Below are 13,315 nucleotides of genomic sequence, written 5' to 3'. Positions count from 1 at the left end.
AAGAATGAATCTCATTATGGGGGCGCCATCCCCAGAGTCCAACAGATGCTTTGGATGATCCCGATAGGGGATTCCTATCGATGGATCGTGGTTCCCACCACCAGCACCACCACCATGACAAGGGCCACGGCCATGCAGGCGCTGGTGGGCTTCACCCGGCGGGCGTCGATGCGCGGCACCAGCCGCCAGATGAGGAAGGCGCCCAGCAGCATGTCGGCCACCAGCACGCCGCGCATCCAGGGCAGGGCGAACAGCGACTGCCCGGCCGCGCTGCCGTGCTGGGCGGCAATCACCAGCCCGCAGGTGGCAACGATGGCCAGGGCCCAGAGCAGGCTGGCCAGGTAGGCCCGGTTGAACACCACGGGCACGCGTTCCAGCCAGCGCAGCGCCGCCCAGACCATCACGGCGGGTATCACCGCGGCGGCGCTGGAATAGATGATCCACCAGATGGCAGCCGAGAGCAGGGTCAGCAGCGATTGCGTCATCAGTAGCTGACGCCGAAGCGACCCAGCGCCTTGCTCATCAGCCACGCGGGGCCGATCAGCAGGTACTGGAGGTCGGTGAAGAAGGAGGGCCGGCGGCCTTCGATCTTGTGGCCGATGAACTGGCCCACCCAGGCCACCACGAAGACGCCGATGGCGAGCCACGCCAGCCCCGTGATGCCCAGGCCCTGGTAAAGGGTGTCGGTGACGAAGGCCAGGATGAGGAAGGCTCCGGCCATGGCCAGGCCGATCTTTCGCGACAGCCGGTAGTAGTAGAAACAGAACGCCAGGAACATCGCCAGCACGGCCCACAGGCCCGGGCGCCCCAGCCAGGACGGCACCGGGATAAGCCACACCAGTGCCACGACGGTCCAGGTGATCGCCGGCACGCAGATCCAGTGGATCAGGCGGTTGGTGGGGTTCTGGTGGTCGCGGCTGTAGTTGCCGAACCAGGTAGCTGCATCGCGCATGGGTTGGGTGGTCTGCCTTGGCGGAAAGCGTCCTGCATTGGACGCTTCCACCTTCTACACCGCCCGGGCATCCGGCTCAATTCGCGATGCCGCATTTCGCCACGGGCGGAAGGCTCAGCCCAGGCGCAGGTCGGCCAGCTTTGCCAGCGCTTCGGCGTACTTCGCGGCCGTGCCGTCGATGACATCGGCAGGCACCTTCGGAGCCGGCGGCTGCTTGTTCCAGCCAATCCGCTCCAGGTAGTCGCGCACGAACTGCTTGTCGTAGCTAGGCGGGCTGATGCCCACCTGGTATTCGTCGGCCGGCCAGAAACGCGAGGAATCCGGGGTGAGCATCTCGTCCATCACGTGCAGCACGCCGTGTTCGTCGGTACCGAATTCCAGCTTGGTATCGGCGATGATCACACCGCGCTCGGCCGCGTATTCGGCAGCGAAGCGATAGATCTTCAGCGTGGCCTCGCGCACGGCGTTGGCCAGGTCGGCGCCCACGTCGGCCACCACCTTCTCGAAGCTGACATTCTCGTCGTGGTCGCCCACGGCCGCCTTGGTCGACGGGGTGAAGATCGGCTCCGGCAGCTTCTGTGCCTGCTTCAGGCCTTCCGGCAGGCGGATGCCGCAGATATCGCCCGTGGCCTGGTACGACTTCCAGCCCGAACCGATGATGTAGCCGCGTGCGATGGCTTCCACCGGCACCGGCTTCAGGCGCTTGGTGACGACCGCGCGCTTCGCGTACAGCGCCGGATCGACACCGGGCGGCAGCACCGAGGCGACATCCTCGCCGGTGAGGTGATTCGGAATGATATGGGCCGTCTTGGCGAACCAGAAGTTGGAAATCTGGGTGAGCATCTCGCCCTTGCCCGGAATCGGGTCGGGCAGCACCACGTCGAAGGCCGAGAGCCGGTCCGTCGCCACCATGAGCAGGCGGTTGCCGGGCAGGGCGTAGACGTCGCGGACCTTGCCGCGATGGATGAGGTCCAGGCCGGGCAGGTCGGATTGGCTCAGGGTGGTGGGCACGGCGGGGCTCCGGTGAGGCGGGGAATCCCCCCATTGTACCGACCCTGCCTGTAGGAGCGCGCCTCGCGCGCGACAGCCGACGAAGCGAAACCGCCATGGAATCGATAGCTTTGAGGGGGTAGCGCCGTCCAGCGCACCTCTCTGAACCCGGTTGCGCGCAGGCGCGCTCCTACAGATCGCGCGGTGTAGGTTGGGGCAGCACGGGGGAGGTGAGGGGCCTGCTAGAATCGGGCGCTTCCGTCCCCACACCTTGTCCATGCGAATCCTGACGACCGCGGCTATCGCCCTGGCCCTCTCCGCCCCCGTCCTCGCCGCGCCGCCCACGAAGCCGGCGCGCCTGGGCCTGTGCGCGGCGTGCCACGGCGAAAACGGCATGGCGCGGATTCCCGGGGCGCCGAATCTCGCTGGACAGAAGCTCGACTACCTGCGCGAAGCCTTGCACCAGTATCGCGACGGCCGCCGCAACATCCCCGTGATGCGTGCGGCGGTCGGTCCCCTCAATGACGCGGAACTCGACCAGCTTGCCGAGTGGTTCTCCGCACAGACCCCCTCCAGGGCCGCTCCATGAACTTCTCCGGTACGCTCATCGGCGCCGTCATCGGCATGTGGCTCACCCACAACCTGCTCGGCGCCCTCATCGGCGGTGCGCTGGGCTTCATGTTCGACGCCAGTCGCCAGCAACGTCGCCGCACGCCTGCCCAGGGCGGTTACGTGGGGCCGCTGTTCGCGCTGATCGGCGCGGTCGCCAAGGCCGATGGCCGCATTTCCGAAGCGGAAATCGCCATTGCCGAACGCATGATGTCGCGCATGGGCCTCGACCAGGACGAGCGCCGCCGGGCCATCGAGGCGTTCAACGAGGGCAAGCAGCCCGAGTTCAATGCCACTGAAGTCATCGACGAACTGCGCCAGTGGGTTGGCCATCGCCGTGACCACGCCTTCCCGGTGATCGACGTGGTGATCGACACCGTGCTGGCCGAAGGCGCGCCGTCGCCGGAGAAGATGGCGATCCTGCGCCAGCTGGCCTTTGCGCTGCGCGTGAGCGACATGGAGCTCATGGCGCTGATGGCCATGAAGGGCTATGCGTGGAACGCCGGCACGGGCGGTGGCAATCGTTCCTACGGTGGCGGCGGTGGCGGCTACGTGCCTCCGCAGCGGAACACGCAGGGGCCTGATCCTTATGCCGTGCTCGGCATCCAGCGCGATTCCGATGAACGAGCAATCAAGCGCGCCTACCGAAAGCTGATCTCCGAGCACCACCCCGACCGTCTGGGCGACCTGCCGGAAGACATGCGCCGCCGCGCAGAAGCGCGCGCCAGCGAAATCAACGCCGCCTACGAACGCATCAAGGCCGAACGCGGCTTCAAGTAAGCCCTGTCAGCCGCCAGCCTTCTGTAGGAGCGCGCCTCGCGCGCGACAGCCAACGAAGCAAAAAAGCCGCACCTATCGCCACAAAGCGCAGCTTCCAGATGCCCCCGGATCAGGTACGCCAATAAACCCCGTCCATACCGGTCGCGCGCAAGGCGCGCTCCTACGGAAGCGGACTGCGGTAATCTGGCGGCTTGTGCTGAAACCGAACGGTATCCCCCCATGGCCAAGCAATCCCCCATCATCGCCCCGTCCATTCTCTCCGCCGATTTCGCCCGGCTCGGCGAGGACACGCGCAAGGTGCTCGACGCCGGTGCACAGTGGGTGCATTTCGACGTGATGGACAACCACTACGTCCCCAATCTCACCATCGGCCCCATGGTGCTCAAGGCGCTGCGCGACTACGGCATCACCGAGCACATCGACGTGCACCTCATGGTGAAGCCGGTGGATCGCATCGTGCCCGACTTCGCGAAGGCCGGCGCGCGCAGCATCAGCTTCCATCCCGAAGCGTCCGAACATGTAGACCGCACCATCCAGCTCATCAAGGACGAAGGTTGCGAAGCCGGTCTCGTATTCAACCCGGCCACGCCGCTGAACTGGCTCGATCACGTGATCGACAAGATCGACATCGTGCTGATCATGTCGGTGAACCCGGGCTTCGGCGGCCAGAAGTTCATCCCGCATGCACTGGAGAAGATCCGCCAGGCGCGCGAGCGCATCGATGCCAGCGGCCGCGCCATCCGTCTCGAAGTGGACGGTGGCGTCAACACCGACAATATCGGCCAGATCGCCGCCGCCGGCGCAGACACCTTCGTCGCCGGTTCGGCCATCTTCACGGCCTCCGATTACGCGGACGTGATCCGCCGCATGCACGCGGCGATCGACGCCGGCTGAATCGCTCCACGGCGAGCCAACGCGACAGGTGATATGTTCCCCTTCGCTCGGGGGAGCGAATCGCGGAGGAACCGCCGATGAAGACGACTGTCGTTCTATCGTTGTGCCTTGGACTGATCCTCGCCGGCAGCGCATCTGCCGGCGAACGCCCGCAACCGTTGCCCGACCAGAAAGACAAGGTGGGGGAGTTGCTTTCGCTCTGTCCAGGCGGCCTGGAGCGCTTCCTGCCCGGCGAATACTACTTCTGCTCGGCAACGCGCCATTACTGGAGCGGCGAATTCGGCGCGGCGCGCGAAAGCCTCAAGGATGCCGCCGCCTGGGCCAGCAAGCCGGCCCAGTACGCCCTGGGCATCATGTACTTCAACGGCGATCGCATGGAGAAAAACCGCCCGCTGGGCCTGGCCTGGCTGGCGCTTTCGGCCGAGCGGCACGACCCCACCTATGAGCCGGCCTTCATTTCCGCCTTTCGCTCGGTATCGCCCGAAGAACTGGCCCAGGCCAACGTCTACTGGAAGGACCTGAAGACGAAGTACGCCGACGAGGTAGCCGCTCCCAGAGCCGAGCGGCGCTTTGATCGCGAGTACCGGCAGATCGCCTGGCTGGCCGACTTCGGCGGGGGCATCTTCATCGATGGCCTCACCTCGCCCAACGGCATGGCACCCGGCATGGCAGGCGCCCAGAGCGCGCTGTCCTTCACCCGTTTCCTGCAGACGCGAAAGGCGGAGTTCTTCTACGGGTATTCCACCCACGTCACCGTCGGCGACATGCAGCTGGTGCCGATAGGCGATGCCTCGGCGCGCTCGCAAAAAAGCTCCCCCGGCCAACCGGCGGGGGAGTGAAGGGGCTCCGGCTGAAGGAGCGTCCAGAGGGGAAACGGGTCAATCGACGGGAACCGGCGTCCAGGCCCCTCGACCGGCGCACTTCCCTGCGCGCCGGTCGCTCCTGTGCCATCCCTGGCACGTTCCACGAAGTCAGTGCAGACCGAACAGGATGCCCAGCACGAGCGCGCCAAGGGCGAGCATCACCCGCAGGGGTTCGAAGTTGCGTTCCAGTTCGGTGTTGTCGGCGTCGAGCTTGGTCTTCATGGGGTCTCTTCGGAGCGGGTCGGGTACGGGCCGCCGTGGTGCCTAGTTCATCGCCCGGTGGGGCGGCGGCAGCGGCGACGCCGGGGCAATCTACAGGCCGTTTATGGCAAAGCCCGGGCAAAGCGGCGTGAAGGGGCTTAATCGCTTGCGGTAAGGCCCTGCGCGTTGCACCCTGCGCACGCCGATTCACTTTACGGAAATACCCATGGCCCGCAGCATCGCCATTGTCGAAGACGAACCCCTGATCCGTGCCAACTACGTCGAGGCGCTCAATCGCTTCGGCTATGAGGCGCGGGGCTACGGCTCGCGCGCCGAGGCATCCAACGCCTTCGCCATGCGTTTGCCGGAGCTGGTGATCATCGACATCGGCCTGGGCGACGAGCCGGAAGGCGGCTTCGACCTGTGCCGCGAACTGCGTGCCAAGTCGGCCACGCTGCCGCTGATCTTCCTCACCGCGCGCGATTCCGATTTCGACGTGATCTCCGGCCTGCGCCTGGGCGCCGACGATTACCTGTCGAAGGACACCAGCCTGCACCAGCTCGCCGCGCGCATCGCGGCGCTGTTCCGCCGCATCGAGTCGCTGAAGACGCCGGCGGCGAGCGAGACGGTGATCGAGCATGGTCCGCTGCGCCTGGAATCCGAGCGCATGCGGGTCACCTGGAACAACATCGAGATTCCGCTCACCGTCACCGAGTTCTGGATGGTGCACACGCTGGTGCGTTTCCCCGGCCACGTGAAGAATCGCGACCAGCTCATGCGCGAAGCGGAACTGGTGGTGGACGATGCCACCATCACCTCGCACATCAAGCGCATCCGCAAGAAGTTCGTGGCGCTGGCGCCAGACTTCGACGCCATCGAAACGGTGCACGGCGTCGGCTACCGCTGGACACCCTGATCGGTCGCTGTAGGAGCGCGCCTCGCGCGCGACCGTCCCTGCGATATCTTCCAGACACCCGGTCGCGCGCAAGGCGCGCTCCTACAACAGCCCTGGTATGACGCTTCGTCGCAAACTTCTTCTCGTCGCCCTCTGCACACTGGCCCTGCCGGTGGCCGGATGGCTGTACGTGCGCCAGATGGAAACCCTGCTGCGCGAAGGCCAGGCGCAGGCACTGGTGGCTTCCGCCCGCGCACTTGCGCGCAGCCTCGTCGTGGTGGACGCGCCGCTGCCGCCGGCCGGCAAATCCTGGTACGTGCAGCGGACCAACGTGCCCATCACCGTCGATGGTTACGGCGATGACTGGGCACCGCTGAGTCCCTGGGCGCAGTCGCTGGATCGCAACGGCCGGGTGATGCTGGCCGAGGACGATCACTGGTTCTACGTCTATATCGACGTACGCGCGCCATCGCGCCGTCGTGCGGATGCGGGTGATCGCCTGGCCCTCTCGGCCGATCATCTGATCGTGTCCATCGCCAGCGGCGACGATGCGCAGCGCTACCTGCTGGCGAGCGCCGCGCCCGGACCCACCACGGCCATCGCGCTCGATCCCGGTGCCGGCGTGCTACCCGACCGGATCAACGCCCAGTGGCAGGAAGACGGCGGTGGCTTTCATGCGGAATTCCGCCTGCCGCGTGGGCTGCGCCTCGATCACTTCGGCATTGGCGTGCACCTGGCCGCCGATGGCGGTGGCGAGCCGTTGTCTGCCGACAACCGGCCGCTGCTCGATTTCTCCACGGCGCTGTCGCAGGAGCTGGCGCGTCTGGCGCCGGATGGCGTGCGGGTGCGCGTGCTGTCGCCCGATGCATGGCTGCTGGGGCAGGCCGGCAAGCTGTCGCTGCCGGACATGCCGGCTGCCGATCGTCCGGGCTGGTTCGCGTCGCTGGTCTACCGTTCGTTGCTCGCCACGCGCCTGGACGATGCCGCTCCCTGGGCCGAGGATGCTCCACGCATCGACCTGCCCGAGGTGCGCCGTGCGCTCCAGCAGGATCACCCCTCCACGGCATGGCGTGCCGGCGAGGCACGCGGCAGCGTGGTGCTGGCGGCGGCGATGCCGGTGACCATGCGCGGCAAGCTGCACGGCCTGGTGCTGCTGGAACAGCCCAGCCGCTCCGTACCGCTGCTGGCGAACCGGGCACTGTTCGGCCTGCTGATCACCAGCTTTGCCGTGCTGCTGGTGGCCGGGGGCGTATTGCTGCTGTTTGCCACGCGGCTCACCTTCCGCCTGCGTCGCCTGCGCAATGCCGCCGAGCGCGCGCAGCAGAACGACGGACGGCTGGACGGCCCCTTCCCCCTTACCGATGCCACCGACGAGCTGGGTGACCTCGCGCGCAGCTTCGAGCGCCTGTTCGAGGTGGTGGGCGGCTATACGGATTACCTGCGAACGCTGGCTTCCAAGCTGTCGCATGAGCTCAATACGCCCCTGGCGATCGTGAAATCGTCGCTGGACAACCTCGATCATGCCGGCCTGCCGAAGGAGGCCGAGCCCTACCTGGCGCGTGCTCGCGATGGCGTGGCCCGTCTTGGTGCGCTGGTGCGCGCCATGAGCGAGGCCAGCCGCATGGAGCGCGCCATCGCCGCGGCCGAAGCCGAGGACGTGGACCTGGCCGAGATCGTGCGCGGCTGCGCCGAGGGGTATCGCGGGCTGGCCGGCCAGCGGCGTATCCAGACCGAGCTGCCGCCCGGCCCGGTGCGCATGCACGTGGCCCCCGAGCTGATCGCCCAGGCGCTCGACAAGCTGTTCGACAACGCCTTGTCCTTCACCCCGGCCGACGGCTGGCTGCGCATCGGCCTGCGGCCGGTGGCCGACGGCGCCGAGATCGAGCTGGCCAACCAGGGACCGCCCCTGCCGGAGGCCATGCAGGGCCGCCTGTTCGATTCGCTGGTGAGCCTGCGCGACAAGGCCACCCCCGGCGATGCCCCGCATCTAGGCCTGGGCCTCTACGTCGTGCGCCTCGTGGCCGAACGCCACAGCGGCACCGCCAGCGCCCGCAACATCGACGACGGCGTCGCCTTCACCCTCCACCTGCGCGGCATGCCCCGACAACGCCTCTCCGTGTAGGAGCGCGCCCGCGCGCGACCGGATAAACCGGAATGGCATCCCCTGTAGGAGCGCGCCTCGCGCGCGACCGGTTTTGGCCTGAACGCTCCGGTTTATCCGGTCGCGCGCAAGGCGCGCTCCTACAGGGGCGTGCCTCTGGTCGTCGGGTGGGCCTACAATCGGGAGTCACCCCTCAATGCACTCCCCATGATCTCCCGCGAACAATTCGACGCCTACGCCGCGCAGGGCCACACCCGCATCCCGCTGGTGCGCGAGGTCTTCTCCGACCTCGATACCCCGCTGTCGGTGTACCTGAAGCTGGCCGACGGCCCGTATACCTTCCTGTTCGAATCGGTCGAGGGCGGCGCCACCTGGGGACGCCACTCCATCATCGGCCTGCCGGCGCGCCGCGTGTATCGCCTGCGCGGCCACGAGCTGGAGGTGGAAGAAAGCGGCGAGGTGGTCGAGCGTCGTCACCTCGACGACCCGCTCGCCGAGATCGAAGTACTGCGCAAGCAGTACGACGTGCCCAGGCTGCCCGGCCTGCCGGACTTCACCGGCGGTCTCGTCGGCTATTTCGGCTTCGAGACCATCGGCTACATCGAAGAACGCCTGGCCCAGTGGGACAAGCGCGACGAACTGGGCACGCCCGACGTCCTGCTGATGCTGGCCGACGAAGTGGCCGTGTTCGACAACCTCAAGGGCCGTCTGTACCTCATCGTGCATGCCGATCCCTCGCGTCCGCAGGCCTACGCGGAAGCCTCGCGCCGCCTCGACGCGCTGGCCTTCCGCCTGCGCCAGGGCGGCGTGTCGTATCCGCAGCTGCTGCAGCCTGCGGCGCTCGATGAATCCGATTTCAAATCCTCGTTCACCCGCGAGGAATACGAAGCCATGGTGCGCACGGCGCAGGAGTACATCCGTGCCGGCGACATCTTCCAGGTGGTGCCCTCGCAGCGCCTGAGCATCGGCTTCAACGCGCGGCCCGTGGACGTCTACCGCGCCCTGCGTGCGATGAATCCCTCGCCGTACATGTTCTTCATCGACATCGGTACCACGCAGATCGTCGGCTCGTCGCCGGAAATCCTCGTGCGCCTGAAGAACGGCCGCGTGGTGCTGCGTCCCATCGCCGGCACGCGTCGCCGTGGCAAGGACGAAGCCGAAGACACCGCGCTCGAAACCGAGCTGCTGGCCGATCCGAAGGAGCGCGCCGAACACCTGATGCTGATCGACCTCGGCCGCAACGACGTGGGCCGGGTGAGCGAGACGGGCACGGTAGAGCTTACGGAATCCTTCGTGGTGGAGCGCTACTCCCACGTGATGCACATCGTGTCCCAGGTGGAAGGCAACCTGAAGGGCGACATGTCGTACATGGACGTCATCAAGGCCACCTTCCCGGCGGGCACGGTCAGCGGCGCGCCGAAGATCCGCGCGCTGGAGATCATTCAGGAGCTGGAACCCTTCAAGCGCAACATCTACGCCGGTGCCATCGGCTGGCTGGGCTGGTGGGGCGATGCGGACACCGCCATCGCGATCCGCACGGCGGTCATCCAGGACGGCCGCCTGCATGTGCAGGCCGGCGGCGGCGTGGTCTACGACTCCGACCCGGGCGCCGAGTGGGAAGAAACCATGAACAAGGGCCGCGCGCTGTTCCGCGCCGTGGCGCAGGCGGCCAAGGGGCTTTAAGCCATGCATACCCGTATCCTCATCGCTGCCGGTTCCATCGCTGTCATGGCCGCCACCAGCAATGCTCCCGTGCAGGCCCGCGAAGCGTGGAGTGACGATGTCGCCTCGCGCACGCAGGCCCTGGCCTTGCTGGAAACCCTCAACGCCGACCTGCTCAGCCATCCCAGCGCCACGCTCACGCTGGAGCGCTGGTGTGGCGATCACGGGCTGGCCGGTGAGGCGAAGATCCTCGCCCGGCGGGTGAAGGGACAGGACAAGCCGCTGGCGGATGAAGATCGCAAGACGCTGGGCATCGGCGCCGACGAGCCGGTGCGCTATCGCCGCGTGCAGCTGGCCTGCGGCGAGCATGTGCTTTCCGAGGCGGATAACTGGTATGTCCCCGCGCGGCTTACGCCGGAGATGAACCATATCCTCGACACCACCGACCAGCCGTTCGGCAAGGTCGTGCAGGACCTCCACTTCCGCCGCCAGACGATCAGCGCCGACCTCCTGTGGGCGCCGCTGCCGAAGGGCTGGGAAATGGACGCCCCGCTGCCGGCACCGCGTGCAGGCGCGCTGACGATTCCGCACGAGGTGCTGAGGCATCGTGCGGTGCTGTACACGGCCGCCAACGAGCCTTTCAGCCTGGTGGTCGAGACCTACACCTCCGAAGTGCTGGCGTTCGGCAAGCGCTGAGGGGCTACTTCTCGGCTTCGCCGGTCGCGCGCGAGGCGCGCTCCTACAGGGAAGCGCTAGTCTGGTCGTGCTGCTGCTCGATGGTCGCGCGCGAGGCGCGCTCCTACAGGGAGGCGCTGATCTGGTCGTGCGGCTGCTTGATGGTCGCGCGCGAGGCGCGACTCCTAAGAGTCGCCGATGCCCTTGTAGGAGCGCGCCTTGCGCGCGACCGGCAAAGCCACAACGCCCGGCCGCGCGACCCCACCACCCAGGCCTAGACCATCAGGCCGATTGCCTCACTCCTCCAACGATACGACCCTGTCCCCGTCACCCACGGAGGACATCCCATGAGCGTGTCGAGCTTTCACGGTGCCCGGATCGCCACCGTCACGCCCAGCGCCGCCGCCATCGGCGCGCTGCTCACTGTCGCGGGTACTCCGCGGCTCGGTCCCCAGCCAAACTCCCTCGACAACGCCGTCAGCGGTGCCACCCACTGGGTGCGCCTGGCCGACGGCAGGCGTTCCGATGCCATGTGGCTGGAAGCCGGGGCCTTGATGCAGAAGCGCGTGCCGCGCGGCGAATGGCAACGCTACCTGCGCCGGATACGGATCGATCGGGGGCCGCTGCAATCGCGCGAATGGTTCGAGGTGACGCGCGTCCGCGATCCCGTGGGCCTGCCGGAAGGCGATTACCTCAACGTGATCTTCATCGCGCACTTCGTCCATGCGACGCAGTACGAGACCGTGTCGTTGGCACCCGGGGCGCAGGGCTGGTTACCGGTCGGGTACGTCGTGCGCCCGGTGCAGCGGGAAGCCTGAGGATGCAGGGATCACAAGCGGAAGCACACACCCTGTAGGAGCGCGCCTTGCGCGCGACCGGATGCTGCGATCATGTTCAACGTTCGCGCAATACCGGTCGCGCGCAAGGCGCGCTCCTACAAGAGCGGCGAAGGCGCAATGACGGCATACTGACCCGCCGACTCCCCCAAGGCCTTCGCATGACAGACCAGGACATCCCCGCGCGCGAATACACCCGGCCGCCGATGACGCGTGGCGTCGATCCGCAGCGCATGAACTGGCTATGGCAACTGGTGTTGCAGGCTACCGATCTCGACCCCGCTGACGTGCGCCAGGCCCTCAACGCCATCGGCGTGCCGGCCACCGACCAGCGCATCGCCAGCTGGCAGGCCTCGGACCGGGACGATAACTATTTCCCGCTCACCCTCGCGGAAATGGAGCGCAACCTGCGCGCGGTCATCGCGTGGAAAGCCAGGAGCGCGCAGGTTGCCGGCGAAGGCGCCGATCAGGAATAACGTTCGGACAGGAAGCGGAAGAACGCGCGCAGGCCCTGGGCCTCGCCACCGCGCGGATGCGCCGGGCGGTCGCCGTCGTTCCACGAGTAGGTGTCCAGGTGCATCCAGTTCTGGCTGTCGGGAATGAAGCGCTCCATATACAGCGCCGCCGTGATGGCACCGGCATGACGCGACGGCCCCGCATTGGCAAAGTCCGCGAGGTAGGAATCCAGCATGCGACGGTACGGACGCCACAGCGGCAGGCGCCACATCGGATCGTGCACGGCCTCGGCCGAACCGATCACGTGATCGGCGAGCTGGTCGCGGTTGGTGAACAACGCGGGTAGGTCCGGACCCAGCGCAATACGCGCGGCACCGGTGAGCGTGGCGAAATCCACGATGAGATCCGGCGCCTGCTCGGCCGCGAAGGCGAGGGCGTCGCACAGGACCAGGCGACCCTCGGCATCGGTGTTGTCCACTTCCACCGAATGACCGCCGCGCGTGCGAATGATCTCACCCGGACGCATGGCATTACCGGCGATGGCGTTCTCCACCGCAGGCACCAGCAGGGTGAGGCGCACCGGCAGACGCGCGCGCATCACCAGGCCGGCCAGCGCAATCGCATGCGCCGCGCCGCCCATGTCCTTCTTCATCCAGCGCATGCCGTCGGACGGCTTGATGTCCAGGCCGCCCGTGTCGAAGCACACGCCCTTGCCGACGATGACCAGCTTGGGGTTGGAGTTCTTGCCCCAGGTGAGCTCGATGAGGCGTGGCGGACGATGGCTGGCGCGACCCACGGCGTGGATGGTGGGGAAGTTGGCTTCCAGCAGTTCGTCGCCCACCCACTCGCGCACCTTCGCCTTGTGCTCGGCGGCATGCGCATGGATCGCCTCGGACAACTGCTCCGGCCCCATGTCTTCGGTGGGCGTGTTCACGAGGTCGCGCACCTGCGCGGTGGCCTCGATCAGCGGCTGCAACGTGCGCAGGGTGGAGCCGTCGACGCACAGCGAGGCCGGTTCGCGGCCCGTACTGCGGTAACGCTCGAAACGGTAGGCACCCAATGCCCAGCCGAGCGCCAGCAGCTCGTGATCGTCGATGACGCCATCCTCGACCAGCTCGTAGGAGCCTTCCGGCAGCCTGCGCGCCAGGTCGCCCAGTGCGGACACCGGGTCGGCGCGATCCACGCCCACCAGCACGCGATGGATGTGGCCCTTGGCGTCGGGAAGCAGCGCCAGGGCGCCAGGCGTGGGACGGAAGCCGGTCGCCGCCAGCCACTGGCGGTGTGTCGCGCTGAGCCTTGCCTCGACCGCGGCCATGCCGGCGGCGTCGACGGTTTCGATGGCGACGACGTTACGTTTTCCAGACTTGCGTTCGATCAACGACATTACGGCTCCCGTGCCTC

14 protein-coding genes are annotated in these 13,315 nt (G+C 67.2%); 10 read left to right on the top strand and 4 right to left on the bottom strand.

The features are described 5' to 3' along the window. Window positions 1–74 precede the first annotated feature (74 nt). The 3 genes from KR767_RS03775 to KR767_RS03765 form a co-directional block, all read right to left on the bottom strand. Window positions 75–485, bottom strand: coding sequence for a hypothetical protein (locus KR767_RS03775; RefSeq protein ID WP_250878147.1), 411 nt, complete (start codon window positions 483–485; stop codon window positions 75–77). Next, window positions 485–952: an Mpo1 family 2-hydroxy fatty acid dioxygenase gene (locus KR767_RS03770; RefSeq protein WP_166952236.1), complete on the bottom strand. Its 468-nt coding sequence runs from the start codon at window positions 950–952 to the stop codon at window positions 485–487. Before KR767_RS03770 ends, KR767_RS03775 begins: the two co-directional genes overlap by 1 nt. A gap of 114 nt (window positions 953–1,066) precedes the next feature. After that, window positions 1,067–1,963 (bottom strand): phosphoribosylaminoimidazolesuccinocarboxamide synthase, encoded by an 897-nt coding sequence (locus KR767_RS03765; RefSeq protein WP_166952239.1) that lies wholly within the window; start codon window positions 1,961–1,963, stop codon window positions 1,067–1,069. A 256-nt stretch (window positions 1,964–2,219) separates the two neighbouring features. Between KR767_RS03765 and KR767_RS03760 the strand changes: the two genes are divergently transcribed. From KR767_RS03760 to KR767_RS03715, 10 genes are all read left to right on the top strand, one after another. Beyond that, entirely contained in the window at window positions 2,220–2,531 is a 312-nt protein-coding gene (locus tag KR767_RS03760) for a c-type cytochrome (RefSeq protein WP_166952242.1), read from the top strand. After that, window positions 2,528–3,331, top strand: coding sequence for a co-chaperone DjlA (gene djlA, locus KR767_RS03755; protein ID WP_166952245.1), 804 nt, complete (start codon window positions 2,528–2,530; stop codon window positions 3,329–3,331). Before KR767_RS03760 ends, djlA begins: the two co-directional genes overlap by 4 nt. Before the next feature lie 219 nt (window positions 3,332–3,550). Beyond that, the gene (rpe, locus tag KR767_RS03750; RefSeq protein ID WP_250878146.1) at window positions 3,551–4,225 is read left to right on the top strand and encodes a ribulose-phosphate 3-epimerase; all 675 of its coding nucleotides are present in this window, start codon (window positions 3,551–3,553) and stop codon (window positions 4,223–4,225) included. Between the two features lie 77 nt (window positions 4,226–4,302). Next, window positions 4,303–5,064 (top strand): SEL1-like repeat protein, encoded by a 762-nt coding sequence (locus KR767_RS03745; RefSeq protein ID WP_250878145.1) that lies wholly within the window; start codon window positions 4,303–4,305, stop codon window positions 5,062–5,064. 451 nt (window positions 5,065–5,515) lie between these two features. Continuing rightward, window positions 5,516–6,205: a proteobacterial dedicated sortase system response regulator gene (gene pdsR / locus KR767_RS03740; RefSeq protein ID WP_166952254.1), complete on the top strand. Its 690-nt coding sequence runs from the start codon at window positions 5,516–5,518 to the stop codon at window positions 6,203–6,205. Window positions 6,206–6,302: 97 nt separating this feature from the next. Beyond that, a complete protein-coding gene (locus tag KR767_RS03735; protein WP_250878144.1) occupies window positions 6,303–8,306 on the top strand; it encodes an ATP-binding protein in 2,004 nt (667 codons plus the stop codon). A 186-nt stretch (window positions 8,307–8,492) separates the two neighbouring features. Continuing rightward, window positions 8,493–9,968 carry an anthranilate synthase component I gene (trpE, locus tag KR767_RS03730; protein WP_166952260.1) on the top strand — a complete coding sequence of 492 codons (1,476 nt, stop codon included), beginning with the start codon at window positions 8,493–8,495 and terminating at the stop codon, window positions 9,966–9,968. A 3-nt stretch (window positions 9,969–9,971) separates the two neighbouring features. Then, entirely contained in the window at window positions 9,972–10,643 is a 672-nt protein-coding gene (locus tag KR767_RS03725) for a hypothetical protein (RefSeq protein WP_250878143.1), read from the top strand. Between the two features lie 326 nt (window positions 10,644–10,969). Continuing rightward, entirely contained in the window at window positions 10,970–11,440 is a 471-nt protein-coding gene (locus tag KR767_RS03720) for a DUF4019 domain-containing protein (protein WP_166952266.1), read from the top strand. A 179-nt stretch (window positions 11,441–11,619) separates the two neighbouring features. Next, window positions 11,620–11,934, top strand: coding sequence for a hypothetical protein (locus KR767_RS03715; RefSeq protein WP_166952269.1), 315 nt, complete (start codon window positions 11,620–11,622; stop codon window positions 11,932–11,934). Here the strand turns inward: KR767_RS03715 and KR767_RS03710 are convergent. Next, a complete protein-coding gene (locus KR767_RS03710; RefSeq protein WP_166952272.1) occupies window positions 11,925–13,298 on the bottom strand; it encodes a leucyl aminopeptidase family protein in 1,374 nt (457 codons plus the stop codon). The genes KR767_RS03715 and KR767_RS03710 overlap by 10 nt on opposite strands. Between the last annotated feature and the right edge of the window lie 17 nt (window positions 13,299–13,315).

Origin of the sequence: Luteibacter anthropi, from assembly GCF_023699965.1 — a bacterium.
Taxonomy (GTDB): Bacteria; Pseudomonadota; Gammaproteobacteria; order Xanthomonadales; family Rhodanobacteraceae; genus Luteibacter; species Luteibacter anthropi.
The sequence above is the reverse complement of the archived record's forward strand: the minus strand, read 5'-3'. Positions and strand labels throughout refer to the sequence as shown.

What these genes read in the sequence shown, in the direction of transcription:
- KR767_RS03775 (WP_250878147.1), bottom strand. Translation starts at nt 485, where the DNA reads ATGACGCAATCGCTGCTGACCCTGCTCTCGGCTGCCATCTGGTGGATC.
- KR767_RS03770 (WP_166952236.1), bottom strand. Translation starts at nt 952, where the DNA reads ATGCGCGATGCAGCTACCTGGTTCGGCAACTACAGCCGCGACCACCAG.
- KR767_RS03760 (WP_166952242.1), top strand. Translation starts at nt 2,220, where the DNA reads ATGCGAATCCTGACGACCGCGGCTATCGCCCTGGCCCTCTCCGCCCCC.
- djlA (WP_166952245.1), top strand. Translation starts at nt 2,528, where the DNA reads ATGAACTTCTCCGGTACGCTCATCGGCGCCGTCATCGGCATGTGGCTC.
- rpe (WP_250878146.1), top strand. Translation starts at nt 3,551, where the DNA reads ATGGCCAAGCAATCCCCCATCATCGCCCCGTCCATTCTCTCCGCCGAT.
- KR767_RS03745 (WP_250878145.1), top strand. Translation starts at nt 4,303, where the DNA reads ATGAAGACGACTGTCGTTCTATCGTTGTGCCTTGGACTGATCCTCGCC.
- pdsR (WP_166952254.1), top strand. Translation starts at nt 5,516, where the DNA reads ATGGCCCGCAGCATCGCCATTGTCGAAGACGAACCCCTGATCCGTGCC.
- KR767_RS03735 (WP_250878144.1), top strand. Translation starts at nt 6,303, where the DNA reads ATGACGCTTCGTCGCAAACTTCTTCTCGTCGCCCTCTGCACACTGGCC.
- trpE (WP_166952260.1), top strand. Translation starts at nt 8,493, where the DNA reads ATGATCTCCCGCGAACAATTCGACGCCTACGCCGCGCAGGGCCACACC.
- KR767_RS03725 (WP_250878143.1), top strand. Translation starts at nt 9,972, where the DNA reads ATGCATACCCGTATCCTCATCGCTGCCGGTTCCATCGCTGTCATGGCC.
- KR767_RS03720 (WP_166952266.1), top strand. Translation starts at nt 10,970, where the DNA reads ATGAGCGTGTCGAGCTTTCACGGTGCCCGGATCGCCACCGTCACGCCC.
- KR767_RS03715 (WP_166952269.1), top strand. Translation starts at nt 11,620, where the DNA reads ATGACAGACCAGGACATCCCCGCGCGCGAATACACCCGGCCGCCGATG.
- KR767_RS03710 (WP_166952272.1), bottom strand. Translation starts at nt 13,298, where the DNA reads ATGTCGTTGATCGAACGCAAGTCTGGAAAACGTAACGTCGTCGCCATC.